Annotated in this window: 22 protein-coding genes; 9 read left to right on the top strand and 13 right to left on the bottom strand. The window is 62.3% G+C overall.

Annotated features, from left to right (window positions below):
• The first annotated feature begins 160 nt into the window (after positions 1 to 160).
• The gene (locus tag TU73_RS25855; protein WP_057014545.1) at positions 161 to 2,032 is read left to right on the top strand and encodes a TonB-dependent receptor domain-containing protein; all 1,872 of its coding nucleotides are present in this window, start codon (positions 161 to 163) and stop codon (positions 2,030 to 2,032) included.
• Positions 2,033 to 2,122: 90 nt separating this feature from the next.
• Here the strand turns inward: TU73_RS25855 and TU73_RS25850 are convergent, their stop codons facing one another.
• The 11 genes from TU73_RS25850 to nrdR form a co-directional block, all read right to left on the bottom strand.
• On the bottom strand, positions 2,123 to 2,908 hold the full coding sequence (locus tag TU73_RS25850; RefSeq protein WP_057014544.1) for a cobalamin-binding protein: 786 nt from the start codon (positions 2,906 to 2,908) through the stop codon (positions 2,123 to 2,125).
• On the bottom strand, positions 2,905 to 3,324 hold the full coding sequence (locus TU73_RS25845) for a nuclear FMR1 interacting 1 family protein (RefSeq protein ID WP_043051120.1): 420 nt from the start codon (positions 3,322 to 3,324) through the stop codon (positions 2,905 to 2,907). Before TU73_RS25845 ends, TU73_RS25850 begins: the two co-directional genes overlap by 4 nt.
• Positions 3,321 to 3,938: a GTP cyclohydrolase II gene (gene ribA, locus TU73_RS25840; protein WP_046069735.1), complete on the bottom strand. Its 618-nt coding sequence runs from the start codon at positions 3,936 to 3,938 to the stop codon at positions 3,321 to 3,323. The genes TU73_RS25845 and ribA overlap by 4 nt, the downstream gene beginning before the upstream one ends.
• Before the next feature lie 228 nt (positions 3,939 to 4,166).
• On the bottom strand, positions 4,167 to 4,892 hold the full coding sequence (locus TU73_RS25835) for a substrate-binding periplasmic protein (RefSeq protein WP_057014543.1): 726 nt from the start codon (positions 4,890 to 4,892) through the stop codon (positions 4,167 to 4,169).
• 51 nt (positions 4,893 to 4,943) lie between these two features.
• Positions 4,944 to 5,909, bottom strand: a complete 966-nt coding sequence (gene thiL / locus TU73_RS25830) for a thiamine-phosphate kinase (protein ID WP_057014542.1) — start codon at positions 5,907 to 5,909, stop codon at positions 4,944 to 4,946.
• A 17-nt stretch (positions 5,910 to 5,926) separates the two neighbouring features.
• Positions 5,927 to 6,427, bottom strand: coding sequence for a transcription antitermination factor NusB (nusB, locus tag TU73_RS25825; protein ID WP_043051124.1), 501 nt, complete (start codon positions 6,425 to 6,427; stop codon positions 5,927 to 5,929).
• Positions 6,424 to 6,900, bottom strand: a complete 477-nt coding sequence (gene ribH, locus TU73_RS25820; protein ID WP_003194576.1) for a 6,7-dimethyl-8-ribityllumazine synthase — start codon at positions 6,898 to 6,900, stop codon at positions 6,424 to 6,426. Before ribH ends, nusB begins: the two co-directional genes overlap by 4 nt.
• An 88-nt stretch (positions 6,901 to 6,988) precedes the next feature.
• Entirely contained in the window at positions 6,989 to 8,080 is a 1,092-nt protein-coding gene (ribBA, locus tag TU73_RS25815; RefSeq protein WP_003194579.1) for a bifunctional 3,4-dihydroxy-2-butanone-4-phosphate synthase/GTP cyclohydrolase II, read from the bottom strand.
• Positions 8,081 to 8,095: 15 nt separating this feature from the next.
• Complete coding sequence (locus TU73_RS25810) at positions 8,096 to 8,758, bottom strand: riboflavin synthase (RefSeq protein ID WP_046069740.1); 663 nt, start codon at positions 8,756 to 8,758, stop codon at positions 8,096 to 8,098.
• A gap of 48 nt (positions 8,759 to 8,806) precedes the next feature.
• Positions 8,807 to 9,943 (bottom strand): bifunctional diaminohydroxyphosphoribosylaminopyrimidine deaminase/5-amino-6-(5-phosphoribosylamino)uracil reductase RibD, encoded by a 1,137-nt coding sequence (ribD, locus tag TU73_RS25805; RefSeq protein ID WP_057014541.1) that lies wholly within the window; start codon positions 9,941 to 9,943, stop codon positions 8,807 to 8,809.
• Entirely contained in the window at positions 9,940 to 10,404 is a 465-nt protein-coding gene (gene nrdR, locus TU73_RS25800; RefSeq protein ID WP_026082968.1) for a transcriptional regulator NrdR, read from the bottom strand. The genes ribD and nrdR overlap by 4 nt, the downstream gene beginning before the upstream one ends.
• Before the next feature lie 139 nt (positions 10,405 to 10,543).
• On the opposite strand from nrdR, the gene TU73_RS25795 reads away from it, so the two are divergent.
• Genes TU73_RS25795 through trxA form a run of 3 tightly spaced genes read left to right on the top strand, consistent with a single transcriptional unit; the run spans position 10,544 to position 12,563 of the window.
• A complete protein-coding gene (locus TU73_RS25795) occupies positions 10,544 to 10,999 on the top strand; it encodes a YbaY family lipoprotein (RefSeq protein WP_057014540.1) in 456 nt (151 codons plus the stop codon).
• Positions 10,996 to 11,658: a class I SAM-dependent methyltransferase gene (locus tag TU73_RS25790; RefSeq protein WP_057014539.1), complete on the top strand. Its 663-nt coding sequence runs from the start codon at positions 10,996 to 10,998 to the stop codon at positions 11,656 to 11,658. Before TU73_RS25795 ends, TU73_RS25790 begins: the two co-directional genes overlap by 4 nt.
• 32 nt (positions 11,659 to 11,690) lie before the next feature.
• Entirely contained in the window at positions 11,691 to 12,563 is an 873-nt protein-coding gene (gene trxA / locus TU73_RS25785) for a thioredoxin (RefSeq protein WP_057014538.1), read from the top strand.
• Here trxA and TU73_RS25780 read toward each other — a convergent pair.
• Positions 12,560 to 12,901 carry a hypothetical protein gene (locus TU73_RS25780; protein WP_057014537.1) on the bottom strand — a complete coding sequence of 114 codons (342 nt, stop codon included), beginning with the start codon at positions 12,899 to 12,901 and terminating at the stop codon, positions 12,560 to 12,562. The two genes, trxA and TU73_RS25780, sit on opposite strands and share 4 nt — an antisense overlap.
• Before the next feature lie 129 nt (positions 12,902 to 13,030).
• On the opposite strand from TU73_RS25780, the gene TU73_RS25775 reads away from it, so the two are divergent.
• The 5 genes from TU73_RS25775 (at position 13,031) to TU73_RS25755 (ending at position 16,940) form a co-directional block, all read left to right on the top strand.
• Complete coding sequence (locus TU73_RS25775; RefSeq protein ID WP_057014536.1) at positions 13,031 to 13,630, top strand: DUF2796 domain-containing protein; 600 nt, start codon at positions 13,031 to 13,033, stop codon at positions 13,628 to 13,630.
• A 6-nt stretch (positions 13,631 to 13,636) separates the two neighbouring features.
• Positions 13,637 to 14,347, top strand: coding sequence for an ABC transporter ATP-binding protein (locus tag TU73_RS25770; RefSeq protein ID WP_057014535.1), 711 nt, complete (start codon positions 13,637 to 13,639; stop codon positions 14,345 to 14,347).
• Position 14,348: 1 nt separating this feature from the next.
• Positions 14,349 to 15,614: an ABC transporter permease gene (locus TU73_RS25765; protein ID WP_057014534.1), complete on the top strand. Its 1,266-nt coding sequence runs from the start codon at positions 14,349 to 14,351 to the stop codon at positions 15,612 to 15,614.
• 11 nt (positions 15,615 to 15,625) lie between these two features.
• The gene (locus tag TU73_RS25760; protein WP_057014533.1) at positions 15,626 to 16,147 is read left to right on the top strand and encodes a DUF3299 domain-containing protein; all 522 of its coding nucleotides are present in this window, start codon (positions 15,626 to 15,628) and stop codon (positions 16,145 to 16,147) included.
• A 94-nt stretch (positions 16,148 to 16,241) separates the two neighbouring features.
• Complete coding sequence (locus tag TU73_RS25755; RefSeq protein WP_046069749.1) at positions 16,242 to 16,940, top strand: OmpW/AlkL family protein; 699 nt, start codon at positions 16,242 to 16,244, stop codon at positions 16,938 to 16,940.
• 136 nt (positions 16,941 to 17,076) lie between these two features.
• Here TU73_RS25755 and TU73_RS25750 read toward each other — a convergent pair whose 3' ends face one another.
• Positions 17,077 to 17,961, bottom strand: coding sequence for a sugar nucleotide-binding protein (locus TU73_RS25750; RefSeq protein WP_046069750.1), 885 nt, complete (start codon positions 17,959 to 17,961; stop codon positions 17,077 to 17,079).
• Positions 17,962 to 18,075: the final 114 nt, after the last annotated feature.

The raw sequence follows: 18,075 nt of genomic DNA, 5'->3' as shown, positions 1-18,075 counted from the left end.
GAGCGCACCGATTAGCTCGGTAGCAGCAATTTCCTTCAGCATTGCACGGCCTAAAGCTGTGGAAGCTTTGCTGCCTATGAAAATGACTTCTGAATTGAATCCAATAAGACAGTTGCTCCCACATTTGATTTATGCCACCTTTGAACGCTATGGACAGCCCATGAAACGCCTGTGCCTTGCCCTACTGCTACCCGCCGCCAACCTGCTCGCCGACACCCGCGACGAGGCCTTGAAGCTTTCCGACGTGGTCATCAGCGCCAATCGCCAAGTGCAGGCGCGCAATGACAGCAGCGCTGCCAACACTGTGTTTACCCGCGCCGACATCGAGCGCCTGCAACCCGGCAGCGTCACCGACCTGCTCAGCCGCGTGCCTGGTGTGCAGATTGCGCCGACCGGTGGGCGTGGCAGTTTGCCGGGGATTTTCATTCGCGGTACAAAGGCCGCACAAAGCCTGGTACTGGTGGACGGCCAACGCATCGCCAACACCACCTCCGGCGACAGCGGCTTGCAATACCTCAACGTCGATCAGATTGAACGGGTGGAAGTGCTGCGCGGTTCACGTTCGGTGATTTACGGCAGCGATGCGATTGGCGGGGTGATTCAGGTGTTCACCCGGCGCAGTGCCGAGCAAGGCTTGCAGCCGCGCTTGAAACTGGGCTTTGGCAGCAACCAGACCTGGGAGCGCAGCCTGGGCCTGTCGGGCGGCGATGAACACACGCGCTTCAACCTGGGGGCGAGCCTGGATGAAACCGCTGGCATCAACTCGAGCCACGCGTCGTTCCCCAGCGACGGCGACCATGATGCCTACCGCAACCAGTCCATCAGCCTGAATCTCAGCCATTCGTTCAGCGATGAGCTGGAGGTGGGTTTCAACCTGTTGGATAACCGTGGCAAGTCGGAGTACGACAACAGTTATGGCCGCTACGACGGCGTCACCGGGCAGGGCCTCGGCCAGAAACCCTACACTGACTATACCGTGAGCAGCGCTAGCGGCTATGTCGATGCCAAGCTCAATGACAACTGGCAGTCGCGCCTGGAGCTGGGCCACAGTGAAAACCGCGACACCAAGCGCGACACCCTCAGCGATGACTACAGTGCATTCAACACCTACCGCGACTCGGTCAATTGGCAGAACGACCTGACCCTGGATGAGCAAAACAGCCTGATCGTCGGCGGCGACTGGTACGAAGACCGTTTCCACGGCTCCACCACCTTTACCGAGAACAGCCGCTGGAACCGGGCGGCTTTCGTGCAGCATCGCTTCCAAAGCCAATGGTTTTCCACCGAGCTGGGCCTGCGCCGCGACCAGAACCAGCAGTTCGGCGGCCAGAGCAGTTGGAGCGGCACCCTGACCGTGCCGGTCAACCCTGACAATGACCTGCTCTTGAGCTACAGCGAAGGCTTCCGGGCGCCGACATTCAACGACCTGTATTACCCTGACACGCAGTACAGCAACCCAAACCTGCAGCCCGAGACATCAAAGAGCTACGAGCTGCAATGGCGTAGTCAACTGACCGACAGCACACGCCTGGAAGCCTCGCTGTATCGCACCGACCTGAGTGACGCGATCATCCTTGACGCCGGCAAGCCGCAAAACGTGGCGTCGGCGCGGATCAATGGTTTTGAAGCGGCGCTCAAGCAGGAGGTGTTTGGCTGGCAGGGCAACCTGGGCCTGTCGCTTATCGACCCGCGTGACCGTGACAGCGGCCACACCCTGGCACGTCGCGCACGCCGCACGGTGAGCCTGGATCTGGACCGGCAATTTGATCACCTCGGTCTCGGCGCCAGCTGGCAAGCGATCAGCAGCAGCTACGACGATGAAGCCAACCGCAACCGTCTGGGCGGTTATGCCTTGTTTGGGCTGCGCAGTAGTTGGGCGTTGAACCGGGAGGTGTCGTTGTCGCTGAAGGTCGATAACGTGCTGGACAAGTCTTACGCACGGGCGAAGTACAGCTACCTCGGGGAAAGCCAGAATTATCGTGAAGAAGGTCGGGTGTGGATGGTTGGGGTGACGTGGACCCCTGAGATCTGAGTAGCCTGAACCGGCGTCATCGCAGGCAAGCCAGCTCCCACAGTTGAAATGCATTCCCCTGTGGGAGCTGGCTTGCCTGCGATAGCGGTTTCACAGGTTCGGCGCAATCACCTGGCACAACCGCGCCACCGCCTCCAACATCTGCCCGCTGGGCCGTTCCAGGCCCTTGTCCGGCACTAACAAGACGCGTGCCGCCATCGTCGGCCATGCTTTCCATGCATCCATCTGCGCCTGATCACCCACCAGAATCACCTCGGGATTACGCTGCAACACCGACTCCACACTGACCTGCGGAGCCGGCAGCTTAAGATCATCAAACACATTGCGCGCCCCGCATACCCCCAGCGCATCGCTGATGATCTGCCCACCGCCCACGGTATACAGCGGCTGGTTCCACACTTGATAAAACACCCGCAAAGGTTCGGTGCGCCGATAGCGCTGTCGCAGTTCGGCGAGGCGTTTACTCAGCTTATCGGCCAACACTCGACCAGCCTGCGCGCGGCCCACTTGCTCGGCAATGGCCTGAACCTGGGTGGTCAGCTGTTCAAGGTTATGAGGTTCGGCGGCGTACACCGGGATATTCAGGCGCTGCAATTGCTCGCGCTGGGCCGGGCCAACACTGCCGGGCCACAGCAGGATCAAGTCAGGCTTGAGACTGAGCAGGCGTTCCATGTCCAACTGGCCGTAATGCCCGACCGACGGCACTTTCGCCAACGCCGCTGGGCGTTCGCCGCCATCGAGTACGCCCACCAGCAGGTCGGCTGCGCCCAGTTCAACCACGATTTCAGACAGTGACGGCGCCAGGCTGACCACTCTTTCGGCCGCTATCGCCTGGACACTGAATACCAGCAGCAGTGCCAGCCAGTAACGGCTCATCCCAGTTGACGCGGAATGCGGTAGAGGTAAAACAGCACCATGGTCGACATTGCCAGCAGGAACAGTGGCACCGCTTCCAGCCCGACGAACACTGCCAGCGCACCGATCCAGGCCGGCAGCGCGGCCACCAGCAAGGCCGTGCGCCGACGCGCCGCCAGGGTGATCCAGGCAGCGGGTTCCTCAGGGGTATCGAGGGCTTTGGAGGTAGCGATCAGCGCATGTTTATAACCGTGGAAATAACGCAGGCTGAGAAACATCGACCCCACGCCAGCAATGAAAAACGGCATAGCCAGCACCGGAAGCAGGGATTCGGCGCGGCCAAATACCAGGTTGATCACAAACAATGGGAGCAACGCCAGGGCCAGGTATTGCCACCAGTTGAAAGACAGTCGCCGCTTTACCTGGCCTCGGGTCACGCGCGGTCGACCTCGCCCTGGTGCTCGTTGCCCATCATGTGGTCGAGCTTGCTGGCCTTGGTGGCCAGGTAGAGCTTGTTGTGCGGGTTGTGCCCGGTATGCAGCGGCACGCGCTCGGCCACGGTGATGCCCATCTCGGTCAAGGCCTTGACCTTGCGCGGGTTGTTGGTCATCAAGCGCAGGGATTTGACACCCAGGTGCTCGAGCATCGGCAGGCAGATCGCGTAGTCACGCTGGTCAGCGGCGAAGCCCAGGCGTTCGTTGGCTTCTACGGTGTCGGCGCCGCCATCTTGCAGTTCGTAAGCGCGGATCTTGTTCAACAGGCCAATGCCGCGGCCCTCCTGACGCAGGTACAGCAGCACGCCACGGCCTTCACGGGCGATAGCTTGCATTGCCGCTTCCAGTTGCGAGCCGCAGTCACAGCGCTGGCTGAACAGCGCATCGCCGGTCAGGCACTCGGAATGCACACGCCCCAGCACCGGCGCGCCATCGGTGATGTCGCCGAGGCTGAGCACAACGTGCTCGCGCCCGGTGGCTTCTTCGAGAAAGCCGTTCATGGTGAACGTGGCAAAAGGGGTAGGCAGCTTGGAAGCAGCGACGAAAACGACGGGCACCGTGTGCTCCTGATTTCAGATTTCACAGAGGCGGCCATTGTAACAGTACGTTCCTACAGACGCTTAAGCTGAATTATCGCTGATAAAGATCAATAGGTTCGATTGGCCTTCGGATTGATTCTATGTAGGCGCGAGCTTGCTCGCGAAAGTCGTCAGCGTTAACGCGGGCATTCTGAATCAACGCGGCGCCTATGGTTTTTTCGCGAGCAAGCTCGCGTCTACAGAGAACTAGAACGGATAGGGCTGGTTCCAGCGCGCGAAAATCGCTTTCAACTCGCCCGTCTTGACCAGACTGGCCAGGCGCTGGTCATACACCGCCATCAATGCCCGCCCGCGCTCGGAGTCGGCGAAGCCGATGTAAAGCGGCAACTCGGCGATATGCGTGAGTTTGAACAGCGCCGGGTCCTGGGACTGGCTGAGCACATACTTGGCTTCAGTGAGGGCGTCGATATAAAAATCGGCGCGGCCGTGTTGCAGCATCGGCAGGATACCGCTGCGCCGCTCGATCTGGTTGAAGCGACGCACGCTGGGCAGGTATTGCTCGTACTTGTAGCCGCGCACCCAGGCGAGGCGGTAGTCGCCCAGCGTCGCCAACGTCGGCGTTGGCGCTGTTGCCAGCCCGAGGGCGTAGATGTGGTCGGCGTCGAAGTTCCATCGGGGATACAACACTGCGCTGGCCTCATTGCGATAGCTGCCGACATAACCATCCACCTCGCCGCGCTGCGTCAGGCCGACCGAGCGGGTATAAGGCACGCTGCGTGTTTGCAAGGTGATGCCCGCGGGCTCGAAAATCTGACGCAACAGGTCCCAGGCCAGGCCACTGCCATCCTGGTTGGTGTAGTCGTTCCACTGCTCACTGGCCAACACGATCTTGCCAGGCACAGGCATCTGGTCCGCCTGGGCCATGGAGGCAAAGGCACACAGCACGATCAGCAGCCAGCGGCGTACAGCCATAGTGACGGCCTCTTTTTGGAGTAAACCTATTAAGGGTAGCAGGACGCCAGCTTAGGGCGTCCGGCGAAAATGCTGGTAGCCGCGCACCGCCGGGGTAACGTCCTGGCCGTTGGCATCGAGCAGGGTCACGCCCTGCCCGGCCTCGACCCGACCGATCACATGCACTGGCCAGCCATCTGCCTGCAACGGCACCCATTGAGACGCTGGCAAAGTGAACGCCAGCACGTAGTCATCGCCGCCGCTCAACGCCGCCACACGGGCCTGGTCTTCACCGACAAACGCCAGCAAGGCTGTGGACAACGGCAACCTGTGACGTTCGACCACCAGGCGGACCATCGAGGCCTTGGCGATATGCCCACAATCGGCCAGAAGCCCGTCGGAGATGTCCATGGCCGCAGTCGCCTTGCCCCGCAGCGCCAGCCCCAGGGCCAACTGCGGTTGCGGCGACCAGTAATGGGCCAGCAGCGGCTCGGCGATTGCCGCATCCGTCGTGCGTTGGCCCAATACCAGCGGCAAAGCGCCGGCGGCATTGCCCAGCTCACCGCCGACACATAGCAGGTCACCCGGCCGTGCACCGCTGCGCGTCAACGCCTGCCCGGCCGGCACACGACCAAACACGGTCAGGGTCAGGCTCAACGGCCCCCGGGTGGTATCGCCGCCCACCAAGCCCACGCCGCAGCTTTGCGCCATGGCGTTCAAGCCTTGGGCATAGCGTTGCAGCCAATCGGCGTCGACGCTCGGCGTGGTCAGGGCAAGGGTAAAGGCGAGGGGGTGGGCGCCCATGGCGGCCAGGTCGCTCACCGCCACGGCCAGCGAGCGCTGGCCGAGCAGGAACGGGTCACAGGGGTCGGCAAAATGCACGCCGGCCACCAGCGTATCGGTAGAAACGGCCAGTTGCTCCCCGGCGGGGAGCGCCAGCAAGGCGCAGTCGTCGCCGATCCCCAGGGCAATGCCTTCGCCACCCTGCGCACAGGGCGCGGCAGCGAAGAACGTGCGGATCAGCTCGAACTCACCCATGGGAACTCAAGCGCGAATCAGCGCTTGTGTTCCTTCACTTCGGCTTCGCGCAGGCGCGGGGCCAGCTTGTCGAGTACGCCGTTGACGAACTTGTGGCCGTCGGTCGAACCGTAGACTTTCGCCAGCTCGATGCCTTCGTTGATCACCACGCGGTACGGTACGTCAACGCGCTTGAGCAACTCCCAGGTGGACAGGCGCAGTACCGCCAGCTCAACCGGGTCCAGCTCTTCGAGGGTCAGGTCCAGGCATGGCGACAGCGCAGCATCGATCTCGGTCTGGTTGGCCGGGACACCATGCAGGATGTCGTGGAAGTAGCTCTGGTCAGCAAAGGTGAAGTCGTTATCGACGCGAAATTGCGCTTCGATCTCGTTCAGCGAAGTGCCGGCCATGTGACGCTGGTACAGCGCCTGAGTGGCGAGCTGACGGGCCGCACGGCGCTTTTCGCTTTTCGAAGGCTTGCCAGCATCGGCTGGACGCTCATCCCGCGGGTTGAAACGATCGCTCTCGTCGGAAATCACTTGGCCTCCAACTGCGACAGCAGGCTGACCATTTCCAGCGCGGACAGGGCAGCTTCAGCGCCTTTGTTACCGGCCTTGGTGCCGGAGCGCTCAATGGCTTGTTCGATGGAGTCAACGGTCAGCACGCCAAAGGCAACTGGTACGCCGAACTCCATGGACACCTGGGCCAGGCCCTTGGTGCATTCGCCAGCCACGTATTCGAAATGCGGGGTACCGCCACGAATGACCGCGCCCAGGGCGATGATCGCCGCGTACTCCCCCTGTTGAGCAACTTTTTGCGCAACCAGTGGAATTTCGAAGGCGCCAGGGGCACGGATAAGGGTGATGTCGCTCTCGCTCACACCGTGGCGAACCAGGGCGTCAACGGCACCGCTTACCAGGCTTTCAACCACGAAGCTGTTGAAGCGGCCAACCACCAGGGCATAGCGGCCTTTGGGGGCGATGAAGGTACCTTCGATGGTCTTCAGGGTCATTCGACAAATCTCTTAAAGAGCCGGGACGCGAAAAGTGCGTCCCTCAGTGATGATTTAACCGCGAACAAGGGGCAGAAATCGCCAGCCTTTATTCGGAGGGCACGTATTCTACAACTTCCAGGTCGAATCCGGATATCGCATTAAATTTCATCGGTGCGCTCATCAGGCGCATTTTGCGTACACCGAGGTCGCGCAGGATCTGCGAACCGGCACCGACGATGCTGTAGGTGGTCGGTTTTTTCACTGGCACGGCGTCAGCGGTTTCACGGATATGCGCCAGCAAGACATCGCCGTCCAATGGGTGGCCGAGCAACAACACCACACCGCTGCCCGCCTCGGAAACCGCAGCCATGGCGGCGCGCAGGCTCCAACGGCCCGGTTGCTTGACCATCAGCAGGTCACGTAATGGGTCCATGTTGTGCACCCGCACCAGGGTCGGTTCTTCGGCGCAAATGTTGCCCAGGGTCAGGGCCATGTGTACGTCGCCTTCCACTGAATCACGGTAGGTCACCAAATTGAATTGGCCCAGTTCGCTGTCCAGCGGCTGCTCGGCAATCCGCTGAACGGTACGTTCGTGGATCATGCGGTAGTGAATCAGGTCGGCGATGGTGCCGATCTTGAGGTTATGTTCGGCGGCAAAGGCTTCAAGCTCAGTGCGACGGGCCATGGTGCCGTCGTCGTTCATCACTTCGCAGATCACTCCGCTCGGCTCGAAACCGGCCATGCGCGCCAGGTCGCAGGCGGCTTCGGTGTGGCCGGCGCGGGCCAGGGTGCCACCGGGCTGGGCCATCAGCGGGAAGATATGGCCCGGGCTGACGATATCTTCGGCCTTGGCGTCTTTCGCGGCAGCGGCTTGCACGGTGCGGGCACGGTCAGCGGCGGAAATACCGGTGGTGACACCCGTGGTGGCTTCAATCGACACGGTGAACTTGGTGCCGAAACCCGAGCCATTGCGCGGCGCCATCAGTGGCAGCTTGAGCAATTCGCAGCGTTCGCGGCTCATGGGCATGCAGATCAGCCCGCGGGCGTGCTTGGCCATGAAGTTGATGTGCTCAGGCTTGCACGCTTCGGCGGCCATGATGATATCGCCTTCGTTCTCGCGGTCTTCGTCATCCATGAGGATGACCATCTTGCCTTGGCGGATGTCTTCAACCAGTTCTTCGATGCTATTGAGCGCCACGCGGCACCCCCTTGGTCAGGATTTCAGGTAGCCGTTAGCGGCCAGAAAACTTTCAGTGATGTTCCCGGATGCAGGCTCTGCGGCCTTTTCGCCCATCAGCAGGCGCTCCAGGTAGCGGGCAAGCAAGTCGACTTCGAGATTCACCCGGCGACCTGGCTGGTAGGACGCCATGATAGTTTCGCTCAAAGTGTGGGGAATGATGGTCAGTTCGAATTCGGCGCCATTGACGGCGTTCACGGTCAGGCTGGTGCCGTCGACGGTGATCGAGCCTTTATGGGCGATGTACTTGGCCAGCTCTTTTGGCGCACGGATACGGAATTCCACGGCGCGTGCGTTTTCGCTGCGGGCCACCACTTCGCCGACACCGTCGACATGGCCGCTGACCAGGTGACCGCCCAGGCGCGTGGTAGGCGTCAGGGCTTTTTCCAGGTTGACCGGGCTGCCGGCCTTGAGGTCGTTCATCGCGGTGCAGTCCAGGGTTTCCCGGCTGACGTCGGCGGCAAAGCCGTTGCCCGGCAACTCGACAACGGTCAGGCACACGCCGCTGACGGCAATGCTGTCGCCCAGCTTGACGTCGCCCAGGTCCAGCTTGCCGGTTTCAACCAGCAGGCGGACGTCGCCACCTTTGGGGGTCATTGCACGGATGCTGCCAATGGCTTCGATAATGCCGGTGAACATGTCGTTCTCCTGAAAACGAGGGGCGGGCGCTCAAGCGCAGGCCGGGAATTATACGCTCGCTGCCGGGACGGGAATGGCAGTGACTCGCCAGTCGTCGCCTACAGCACGCATTTCAGTGATCTTGAGTCGAGGGGCGTCGGCCAGCTTTTCAAGCGGCCAGTCCAGCAGCGGCCGGGCGGCGGAGCCGAGGAATTTGCCGGCGATGAAAATCACGTATTCGTCCACCAGGCCCTGTTGGGCAAACGCACCCGCCAGGCTCGGGCCGGCTTCCACCAGCACCTCGTTGACGCCACGTGCGGCCAACGCCACCAGGGCAGAACGCAGGTCGACCTGGCCGTCCACGCCCGGCACCACCAGGCACTCGGGGCCACGGGGGTACTGGTTTTGCGCGGTGACGCAAGTGATGACCAATGCCGGTCCGGCCTTGAAGAAGGGAGCGTTGAGTGGCACCCGCAGGCGGCCATCGATCAACACGCGCAACGGTGGGCGCGACATGGCCAGGGCCGTGGTGGCTTCATCCAGGCCCAGCTCAGCGGCACGTACGGTCAAGCGGGCATCATCGGCCAGCACCGTGTCGGCACCGGTCAACACCACACTGGCCTCGGCACGCAGGCGCTGGACGGCGGCGCGGGCAGCGGGGCCGGTGATCCATTGGCTTTCGCCGCTGGCCATCGCGGTGCGGCCGTCCAGGCTCATGGCCAACTTGACCCGCACAAACGGCAGGCCGTGCTCCATACGCTTGAGAAAGCCCGGGTTCAGCGCCCGCGCCTCAGCTTCCAATATGCCGCTGCGCACCTCGATACCGGCCTGGGCCAGGCGCTGCATACCGCGCCCAGCCACTTCCGGGTTGGGGTCCTGCATGCCTGCGACCACCCGCGCCACACCAGCCGTCACCAGCGCATCGGCGCAGGGCGGCGTATGGCCATGGTGGCTGCACGGCTCAAGGGTGACGTACACCGTCGCGCCACGGGCCTTGTCACCGGCGGCGCGCAAGGCATTCGGCTCGGCGTGGGGCTCGCCGGTGCGCTCGTGCCAGCCTTCGCCGACAATCTGCCCGTCACGCACAATCACGCAGCCTACCCGCGGGTTGGGGTGAGTGGTGTACAGGCCCTTGCGCGCCAATTCGAGGGCGCGAGCCATGTAATGGGCGTCAAGGACCGCCTGTTCAGCGCTGGGTGGGTTCATTTCTTCACCGGCTCACGGGCCAAGCGGTCGATTTCTTCGCGGAACTCATTGAGGTCCTGGAAGCGTCGATACACCGAGGCAAAACGGATATAGGCGACTTCGTCGAGCTTTTGCAGCTCGCCCATCACCAGCTCGCCGACGACCAGGCTCTTGACCTCGCGCTCGCCGGTCGCACGCAGCTTGTGCTTGATATGCACCAGCGCCGCTTCCAGGCGCTCGACACTCACCGGGCGTTTTTCCAGGGCGCGCTGCATACCGGCGCGCAGTTTTTCTTCGTCGAAAGGCTGGCGGCTGCCGTCGGACTTGATCAGACGGGGCAATACCAGTTCGGCGGTTTCGAAGGTGGTGAAACGTTCACCACAGGCCAGGCATTCGCGCCGACGACGCACTTGATCGCCCTCGGCGACCAGACGCGAGTCAATGACCTTGGTGTCGTTGGCACCGCAGAAGGGACAGTGCATGGTTGGCAGGCAACAAAAAATGGGAGGGCCATGGTAGCGCATCCCCGTGGCAAGACAAGCCATAGCCTTTACGGTATATAGGCAGGCCTATATGTTTCATATTTTTAAGCCACGGATTTTGTCCTTTCTGGAGCCGTACATGCAGTTACGACCATTTGTTCTACTCACCCTGTTCAGTGTTCTGGTCGCCTGCAGCAGCGAAGCCCCCAAGCCGGCCGCGCCTCAACCGACACCGGCGCAAGAGAAAAAAGTCCCGGGCATTGAAGACCTCGGCCCCCTGCCCGCCTATCAACGGGAAATCAGCGGCAGCCTGGCCAACGTGCCCGCTGGCGCCGAAGTCGAGATGGCACTGCTGGTGATCGACGACCGTTCGCGCCCGCAGCAACTGCTCGCCAGTAGCGTGCTGAGCGGCAATGGCAAGCCCCTGGCCTTCCGCCTGCGATTCAACCCTGAAGCCTTCCCGGCCGGTGCACGGGTCGAATTACGTGGCCGCGCCAGCCAGTCTGGCCAGTTGATCCTGCACCTGCCTGCGGTGCGCATCACCCAGGCGATCACCCAGACCACCGGCCCCCTGCAACTCGTCAAGGCGCCATGACGCCACCGCTGCACCTGCAACGTGCCCTGAGCGAGTTGATCGGCGACGCGCAATTGGTGCCCTGCCCGCTCCCGGGCACTGACTTGTCGTTGTGGCTGCTCGACGCCGACAACATGGACCGTGCCTTCAGCCAGGAGGAGACCCGACGTATCCTGCATGAGCCGCCCTACTGGAGCTTTTGCTGGGCCAGCGGCCTGGCATTGGCGCGTTACCTGGCGGCGCACCCCGAGTGGGTCGTCGGCAAACGCGTGCTGGATTTCGGCGCCGGCTCCGGCGTGGCCGGGATTGCCGCCGTAAAAGCCGGCGCCCTGGAAGTGGTGGCCTGTGATCTCGACCCGCTGGCCCTGGCCTCTTGCCGCGCAAACGCCGAACTCAACCAGGTGGAGCTGGGTTATTCGGCAGACTTTTTCGCCGAAGCCGACCGCTTCGACCTGATCCTGGTGGCCGACGTACTTTACGACCGCGCCAACCTGCCGCTGCTGGATCAATTCCTCAGCCGTGGCCGCGAAGCGCTGGTGGCAGATTCGCGGGTGCGGGACTTCCGTCACCCACATTATCAACGGCTGGATATCCTGGACGCGCTGACCCTGCCGGATCTGGCCGAGCCTTGGGAGTTTCGTAAGGTGAGTCTGTACCATTCGCGGCGCCAGCCCTTATAGTTGCCCCATTCCCGCTTTATTCGAGACGCCCCATGAGTGAGCCCACGCCGTACATCTTCGACGTCACCACCGCCAACTTCGACCAGGCGGTGATTCAGAACTCTTTTGAAAAACCCGTGCTGGTGGACTTCTGGGCCGAGTGGTGTGCGCCGTGCAAGGCGCTGATGCCGATGCTGGCGCAGATTGCCGAGAGTTATCAGGGCGAGCTGCTGCTGGCCAAGGTCGACTGCGAGGCTGAGCAGGACATCGTGGCGCGCTTTGGCATTCAAAGCCTGCCAACGGTGGTGCTGTTCAAGGATGGCCAGCCGGTGGACGGTTTTGCCGGTGCACAGCCGGAGTCGGCGGTGCGGGCCATGCTGGAACCCCATGTGCAGATGCCACCACCGGCTGCGGCGGATCCGTTGGAACAGGCCCAGGCGTTGTTCAGCGAGGGGCGTATCAGCGAGGCCGAAGCGCTGCTGGTGGCGCTGCTGGGTGAGGACAACACCAACGCTGGGGCACTGATCCTGTACGCACGCTGCCTGGCCGAACGCGGTGAGTTGGGCGAAGCCCAGGCCGTGCTTGACGCGGTGAAGGGCGACGAACATAAGGCCGCCCTGGCCGGGGCCAAGGCGCAAATCACCTTCCTGCGCCAGGCTGCGGACTTGCCGGATGCTGCCGACCTGAAAAGCCGCCTGGCGCAAAACCCGCAGGACGATGAAGCGGCCTATCAGCTGGCGATCCAGCAACTGGCGCGCCAGCAATACGATGGGGCGCTGGAAGGCCTGCTCAAGCTGTTTATCCGCAACCGCAGCTACGGCGAAGGCTTGCCCCACAAGACCTTGTTGCAGGTGTTCGAACTGTTGGGCAATGATCACCCACTGGTCACTGTGTACCGCCGCAAGTTGTTCGCTGCGCTGTACTAATCACCGATCCAGGTGTACAGCGGCGTATCGCCGCCGCTGCTCACCTTGATCTTGGCGCTGTGGCGCAGGCGTACAAGCAGGCGTTTGCCTGCCCCGGCATCGCCAGCCAACCCTTCCAGTTGATCGAGCAACTCCAGACCATTGAGTTGCCCGGCCTTGCGCAGCAAATCCTGGGCGTGCTGCCACAGATCCTCGTTCTGTTTGACTGGCGTCGTCATCGACGCACTTGGCGTTGGAGCGGCCTGTAACTGTGCGCCCAGCCGCGCCCAATCGCCGTCATCCAGTTCCAGGGTCAAGTCCACCGGCAGGTCGCCGACGGTTCCACGAATTCGCAACATCGTCCTTCCTCCTGCATTTTTCTGATAGGCATGCTCCCATGCCGCTTGCGCAACGCCAAGCGGGCGGTCAAACTCTTAAACTTATTGTTATAAGATCACATAACATAATTTTCATTCTGGAGCCCTCCCATGCGCCGTTTGCTGCTCGCTTTGCCGTTTGCCCTGCTGCCACTGGCTGTCGCACATGCTCACGAAGATCATGACCACGAGCATGGCAGCCTTGGCGCCCACGAACATGGCGTCGCTCGCCTCAACGCGGTGCTGGACGATCAGGCCCTGGAGCTCGAGCTGGACAGCCCGGCCATGAACCTGGTGGGGTTCGAGCATGCGGCGACCAGCGCCGCCGACAAAGCCAAGGTCGCCGCCGCGCGCAAGCAGCTGGAGGATCCGCTGGCACTATTCAACCTGCCCAAGGCCGCAGGTTGCAAGGTCAGCAGCCAGGAACTCAACAGCCCGCTGTTCGGTGACAAGCCCGAAGCCGAGCATGACGACGATGACCACGCCACCGACGGCAAAGGCGCTGCCGCCCACGAGCATCATCACGACCACAGCGAGATCCACGCCCACTACCAGTTCACCTGCGCCACGCCGACGGCCCTGGGCAACCTCGACCTGAGCCAAGTGTTCAAGACCTTCCCTGCGACCACGAAAATTCAGGTACAACTGATCGGCCCAAGCGGTCAGCAAGGTGTTGACGCGACGGCCACCGCAGCCACCCTGAAGTTCTGAGTTCACATGACCCACCCATTGATCGAACTGTCCAACCTGGGCTTCAACTGGCCCGGTCACCCGCAGTTGCTGGACATCCCCGCGTTCCGCCTGGAGCCCGGGGAAACCCTGTTTCTCAAGGGCCCGAGCGGCAGTGGCAAGACCACGCTGCTGGGGCTCTTGGGTGGCGTGCAGAAACCCAGCCAGGGCAGCATCCGCCTGCTCGGCCAGGAATTGACCGAACTCTCGGCCGGCGCCCGTGATCGTTTCCGCGTCGACCACACCGGCTACATCTTCCAGCAATTCAACCTGCTGCCGTTTCTGTCGGTGCGTGAAAACGTCGAGCTGCCTTGCCACTTTTCCAAGCTGCGCGCACAGCGGGCCCGGCAGCGCCACGGCAGTGTCGACCAGGCGGCTGCGACCTTGCTCGCGCACCTGGGTTTGAAGGACAAGGATCTGCTTGAGCGGCGCGCCGACTCGCTGTCCATCGGCCAGCAACAACGGGTCGCCGCGGCCCGTGCGTTGATCGGCCAACCGGAGCTGGTGATCGCCGACGAACCCACCTCAGCCCTGGACTACGACGCCCGCGAAGCCTTCATCCAGTTGCTGTTCGCTGAATGCCGCGACGCTGGCGCCAGCCTGTTGTTTGTCAGCCATGACCAGAGCCTGGCTTCGCTGTTCGACCGCAACCTGTCGCTGGCCGAACTCAATCGCGCCGCCACGCCCGCAGAGGTTTGAGATGTATCTGTTTCGTCTAGCCATGGCCAGCCTGGCTAACCGCCGCTTCACCGCGATCCTCACCGCTTTCGCCATCGCGCTTTCCGTTTGCTTGTTGCTGGCGGTGGAGCGCGTGCGCGTGGAGGCACGCAACAGTTTCGCCAGCACCATCAGCGGCACCGACCTGATCGTCGGTGCACGTTCGGGCTCGGTGAACCTGCTGCTGTACTCGGTGTTTCGTATCGGCAACGCCACCAACAATATTCGTTGGGACAGCTACGAGCACTTCGCCGCCAACCCCCAGGTGAAATGGGCGATTCCAATTTCCCTGGGTGACTCCCATCGCGGCTACCGGGTGATGGGCACCAACGAATCTTATTTCGAGCACTACCAGTACGGGCGCAAGCAAAACCTCGAACTGGCCAGCGGCCGCGCTTTCGCCACCGACCCGTTCGAAGTGGTGCTCGGCGCCGAAGTCGCCGACGCCCTGCATTACAAGCTCGGCGACAAGCTGGTGCTGGCCCATGGCGTGGCGGTGGTCAGCCTGGTCAAGCACGACGACAAACCCTTCACCGTGGTCGGCATCCTCAAGCGCACCGGCACTCCGGTGGACCGCACGCTGCATATCAGCCTGGGCGGCATGGAAGCGATCCATATCGACTGGCACAACGGCGTGCCGGCCCAGGGCAAAGGCCGCGTCAGCGCCGACCAGGCGCGCAATATGGACCTGACCCCACAAGCCATCACCGCGTTCATGCTCGGCCTGAACAACAAGATTTCCACCTTCGCCCTGCAGAGGGAGATCAATGAGTTCCGTGGCGAGCCGATGCTGGCGATCCTGCCGGGCGTGGCCCTGCAAGAGCTGTGGAGCATGATGGGCACCGCCGAGAAAGCCTTGTTCGTGATCTCGCTGTTCGTGGTGCTGACCGGTTTGATCGGCATGCTCACGGCTATTCTCACCAGCCTCAACGAACGCCGCCGCGAGATGGCGATCCTGCGTTCGGTGGGCGCGCGCCCCTGGCATATCGCCACCCTGTTGATCTTCGAAGCCTTCGCCCTGGCCTTGGCCGGCGTGGTGGCAGGCGTAGGGTTGCTGTACGTGTGCATCGCCGCGTCACGGGGTTACTTGCAGGCCAATTACGGCCTGGACCTGCCGATGTCCTGGCCGAGCGAATATGAATGGACCCTGCTGGCGGGTATCCTCGCGGCAGCGCTGTTGATGGGCAGCGTGCCCGCGTGGCGTGCCTATCGACAATCCTTGGCCGATGGCCTGTCCATCCGTTTATGAGGAAGGCTTCGATGCGTCGTGCCCTGTTTGCCCTGTTGCTGCTGATGAGCGTGCCCGTGTGGGCGGATGAGCCGCCCAGGGACTTGTCCTGGCAGGAGATGATCCCGCCGGATGCACCGCCGGAAATCCCCAATATGAAACCGCTGCACGACCTGTCGAACATGGCCGATGCCTTGTCCGTGGAAGCTGCGCCTGCGGCCAAGCAGGACCTGCCCAATGCCCCGGTGGTGCAAGGTCTCGACGGCCAGCATATCCGCCTGCCGGGTTATATCGTGCCGCTGGAGGTCAGTGAGGAAGGTCGCACCACCGAGTTCCTGCTGGTGCCGTATTTCGGCGCATGCATTCATGTGCCGCCACCGCCGTCGAACCAGATCGTGCATGTCAAAAGCGAAGTCGGCGTGAAGCTCGATGAGTTGTATCAGCCGTACTGGATCGAAGGCGCGATGCAGGTCAAGTCATCGTCAAGCGAACTGGCCGACGCCGGTTACCAGATGGATGCCGAGAAGATTTACATGTACGAGCTGCAGGAGTAGCGCTGATCACCCTTTCATTGAGCTGAGTCAAAAGACCGGACGGAACGATCTTTACCATTGGACGTACAACTTTTAAACGTCCTCTGGAGCTCCCATGAACAAGTCTCTGCTCGGCGCGTCCCTCTTCGCGCTCGCCCTCGTCGCCCCGGTCGCACACGCTCACCAAGCGGGCGATATCCTGGTACGAGCCGGTGCAATCACCGTGAACCCGGACGCCGACAGCGGCAAAGTCAAGGTTGACCAGGGCCCATTGGCCGGCACCAACCTGGGCGGCAAGGCGACCATGAGCAGCGACACCCAGTTGGGCTTGAACTTCGCCTACATGATCACCGACCACGTGGGTATCGAACTGCTGGCCGCCACGCCGTTCGAGCATGATGTGAAACTCAAGAACACCGCCCTGGGCGCCGCCAACGGCAAGCTCGGCTCGCTCAAACACCTGCCGCCAACCCTGAGCGTCGTGTACTACCCGCTGGACAACAAGTCGGCGTTCCAGCCCTACGTGGGTGCCGGTATCAACTACACCTGGATCTACGACGAACACGTTGGCGGCCGTGCCGAACAAGCCGGTTTCAGCAACTTCAAGGCCGAGAACTCCTGGGGCTGGGCCGCACAGATCGGCGCCGACTACATGATCAACGACAAATGGATGATCAACGCCCAGGCGCGCTACATCGACATCAGCACCAAGGCGACTGTGGATAACAATGCGCTGGGCCAGGGCACTCGCGCCAAGGTCAATGTGGACGTGGACCCAATGGTTTACATGGTGGGTATCGGCTACAAGTTCTAAGCAATATTTCACGAACACCACAAAACCAATGTGGGAGGGGGCTTGCCCCCGATAGCGGTGGATCAGTCCATGAATCTGTTGACTGACACTCTGCTATCGGGGGCAAGCCCCCTCCCACATTTGCTTTTGGGGTGGGTCAGCTGTGGCGGTAGAACCGGTCCAGCAACGCCGGCAACCCTGCCCGCCACGCCCGAGGCTTGATGCCAAAGGTGTGGAGGATCTTCTTGCAGGCCAACACCGCGTGCTGCGGTTCTTCTGCCGCGTCCGGCCGCGCCGCGTGGGCCTGGGCGGTGGGGGATTCAATGGCCAGCGCATGGAAGTTGCGCGCCTCGGTCAGGATCGCCTGGCCCAGGGCCAATGGCGTGGTCGCTTCATGCCCGGCATAGTGGTAGGTGCCCCACAACGGCGCCGCGCAATCGAGTTGCTTGAGCACCGAGATGATCACCCGTGCGGCATCGTCCACCGGCGTCGGGTTACCGCGACGGTCGTCCGCCATCAGTAACTCATCGGGTTTCTCGGCCCGGGCCAGGAAACGCCCGAGGGTGCCGTCGACGCTGTCATCCAGTAACCAGCCAAAGCGCAGCAGCACATGCTGTGGGCAAGTGGCCCGCACGCTTTGTTCGATACGCCACAACGCCTGGCCGCGCAGGCCCAGGGGCACCGGCTCGTCTTTTTCGCTGTAGGCGGTGGCGCGGGAGCCATCGAACACACGATAGCTGGACGGTTGCAGCAGGGTGATGCTGTGGTGCTGACACAGTTCGGCCAGGCGCTCGATGGCGAATTCCTGGCCGGCCAGGCGGGTCTCGCTTACGGCTTCGGCCTGGAACCAGTCGAAATAGTAGGCGAGGTTGATCAACGCATCGGGACGGGTGTCGTCGAGCAATTGGGTGAGGCTTGCGGCATCCCAGCCGTCTTGGGGCGGTTTGGGGGCGAGGAAACCGATGTCTTCCTCTGCACCGAGGCGAATCAGCGCCTGCCCGAGGGCATTCCCGCCGCCCAGTAACATAAGGCGCATTCGCATAGATTGAGCAGGCCCGGTCTGTTTGGAACGATGGTTATTATCGACAGGCATGTGCGCCTTGCCGTAGGTAGTTGCCAGAATCGTTGCATTTTGCGGGTTTGTAGCGCAACCGTC

This window comes from Pseudomonas libanensis, assembly GCF_001439685.1.
In the GTDB taxonomy this organism is placed as follows: Bacteria; Pseudomonadota; Gammaproteobacteria; order Pseudomonadales; family Pseudomonadaceae; genus Aquipseudomonas; species Aquipseudomonas libanensis.
The sequence above is the reverse complement of the archived record's forward strand: the minus strand, read 5'-3'. Positions and strand labels throughout refer to the sequence as shown.

Excerpts from the sequence above, each read along its gene's own strand:
- nrdR (WP_026082968.1), bottom strand. The coding sequence starts at position 10,404 with ATGCACTGTCCCTTCTGCGGTGCCAACGACACCAAGGTCATTGACTCG.
- trxA (WP_057014538.1), top strand. The coding sequence starts at position 11,691 with ATGAGTGAGCCCACGCCGTACATCTTCGACGTCACCACCGCCAACTTC.
- TU73_RS25750 (WP_046069750.1), bottom strand. The coding sequence starts at position 17,961 with ATGCGAATGCGCCTTATGTTACTGGGCGGCGGGAATGCCCTCGGGCAG.
- thiL (WP_057014542.1), bottom strand. The coding sequence starts at position 5,909 with ATGGGTGAGTTCGAGCTGATCCGCACGTTCTTCGCTGCCGCGCCCTGT.
- TU73_RS25795 (WP_057014540.1), top strand. The coding sequence starts at position 10,544 with ATGCAGTTACGACCATTTGTTCTACTCACCCTGTTCAGTGTTCTGGTC.
- TU73_RS25755 (WP_046069749.1), top strand. The coding sequence starts at position 16,242 with ATGAACAAGTCTCTGCTCGGCGCGTCCCTCTTCGCGCTCGCCCTCGTC.
- TU73_RS25780 (WP_057014537.1), bottom strand. The coding sequence starts at position 12,901 with ATGTTGCGAATTCGTGGAACCGTCGGCGACCTGCCGGTGGACTTGACC.
- TU73_RS25810 (WP_046069740.1), bottom strand. The coding sequence starts at position 8,758 with ATGTTCACCGGCATTATCGAAGCCATTGGCAGCATCCGTGCAATGACC.
- TU73_RS25835 (WP_057014543.1), bottom strand. The coding sequence starts at position 4,892 with ATGGCTGTACGCCGCTGGCTGCTGATCGTGCTGTGTGCCTTTGCCTCC.
- TU73_RS25760 (WP_057014533.1), top strand. The coding sequence starts at position 15,626 with ATGCGTCGTGCCCTGTTTGCCCTGTTGCTGCTGATGAGCGTGCCCGTG.
- TU73_RS25850 (WP_057014544.1), bottom strand. The coding sequence starts at position 2,908 with ATGAGCCGTTACTGGCTGGCACTGCTGCTGGTATTCAGTGTCCAGGCG.
- TU73_RS25770 (WP_057014535.1), top strand. The coding sequence starts at position 13,637 with ATGACCCACCCATTGATCGAACTGTCCAACCTGGGCTTCAACTGGCCC.
- TU73_RS25790 (WP_057014539.1), top strand. The coding sequence starts at position 10,996 with ATGACGCCACCGCTGCACCTGCAACGTGCCCTGAGCGAGTTGATCGGC.
- ribD (WP_057014541.1), bottom strand. The coding sequence starts at position 9,943 with ATGAACCCACCCAGCGCTGAACAGGCGGTCCTTGACGCCCATTACATG.
- ribH (WP_003194576.1), bottom strand. The coding sequence starts at position 6,900 with ATGACCCTGAAGACCATCGAAGGTACCTTCATCGCCCCCAAAGGCCGC.
- TU73_RS25855 (WP_057014545.1), top strand. The coding sequence starts at position 161 with ATGAAACGCCTGTGCCTTGCCCTACTGCTACCCGCCGCCAACCTGCTC.
- TU73_RS25765 (WP_057014534.1), top strand. The coding sequence starts at position 14,349 with ATGTATCTGTTTCGTCTAGCCATGGCCAGCCTGGCTAACCGCCGCTTC.
- TU73_RS25775 (WP_057014536.1), top strand. The coding sequence starts at position 13,031 with ATGCGCCGTTTGCTGCTCGCTTTGCCGTTTGCCCTGCTGCCACTGGCT.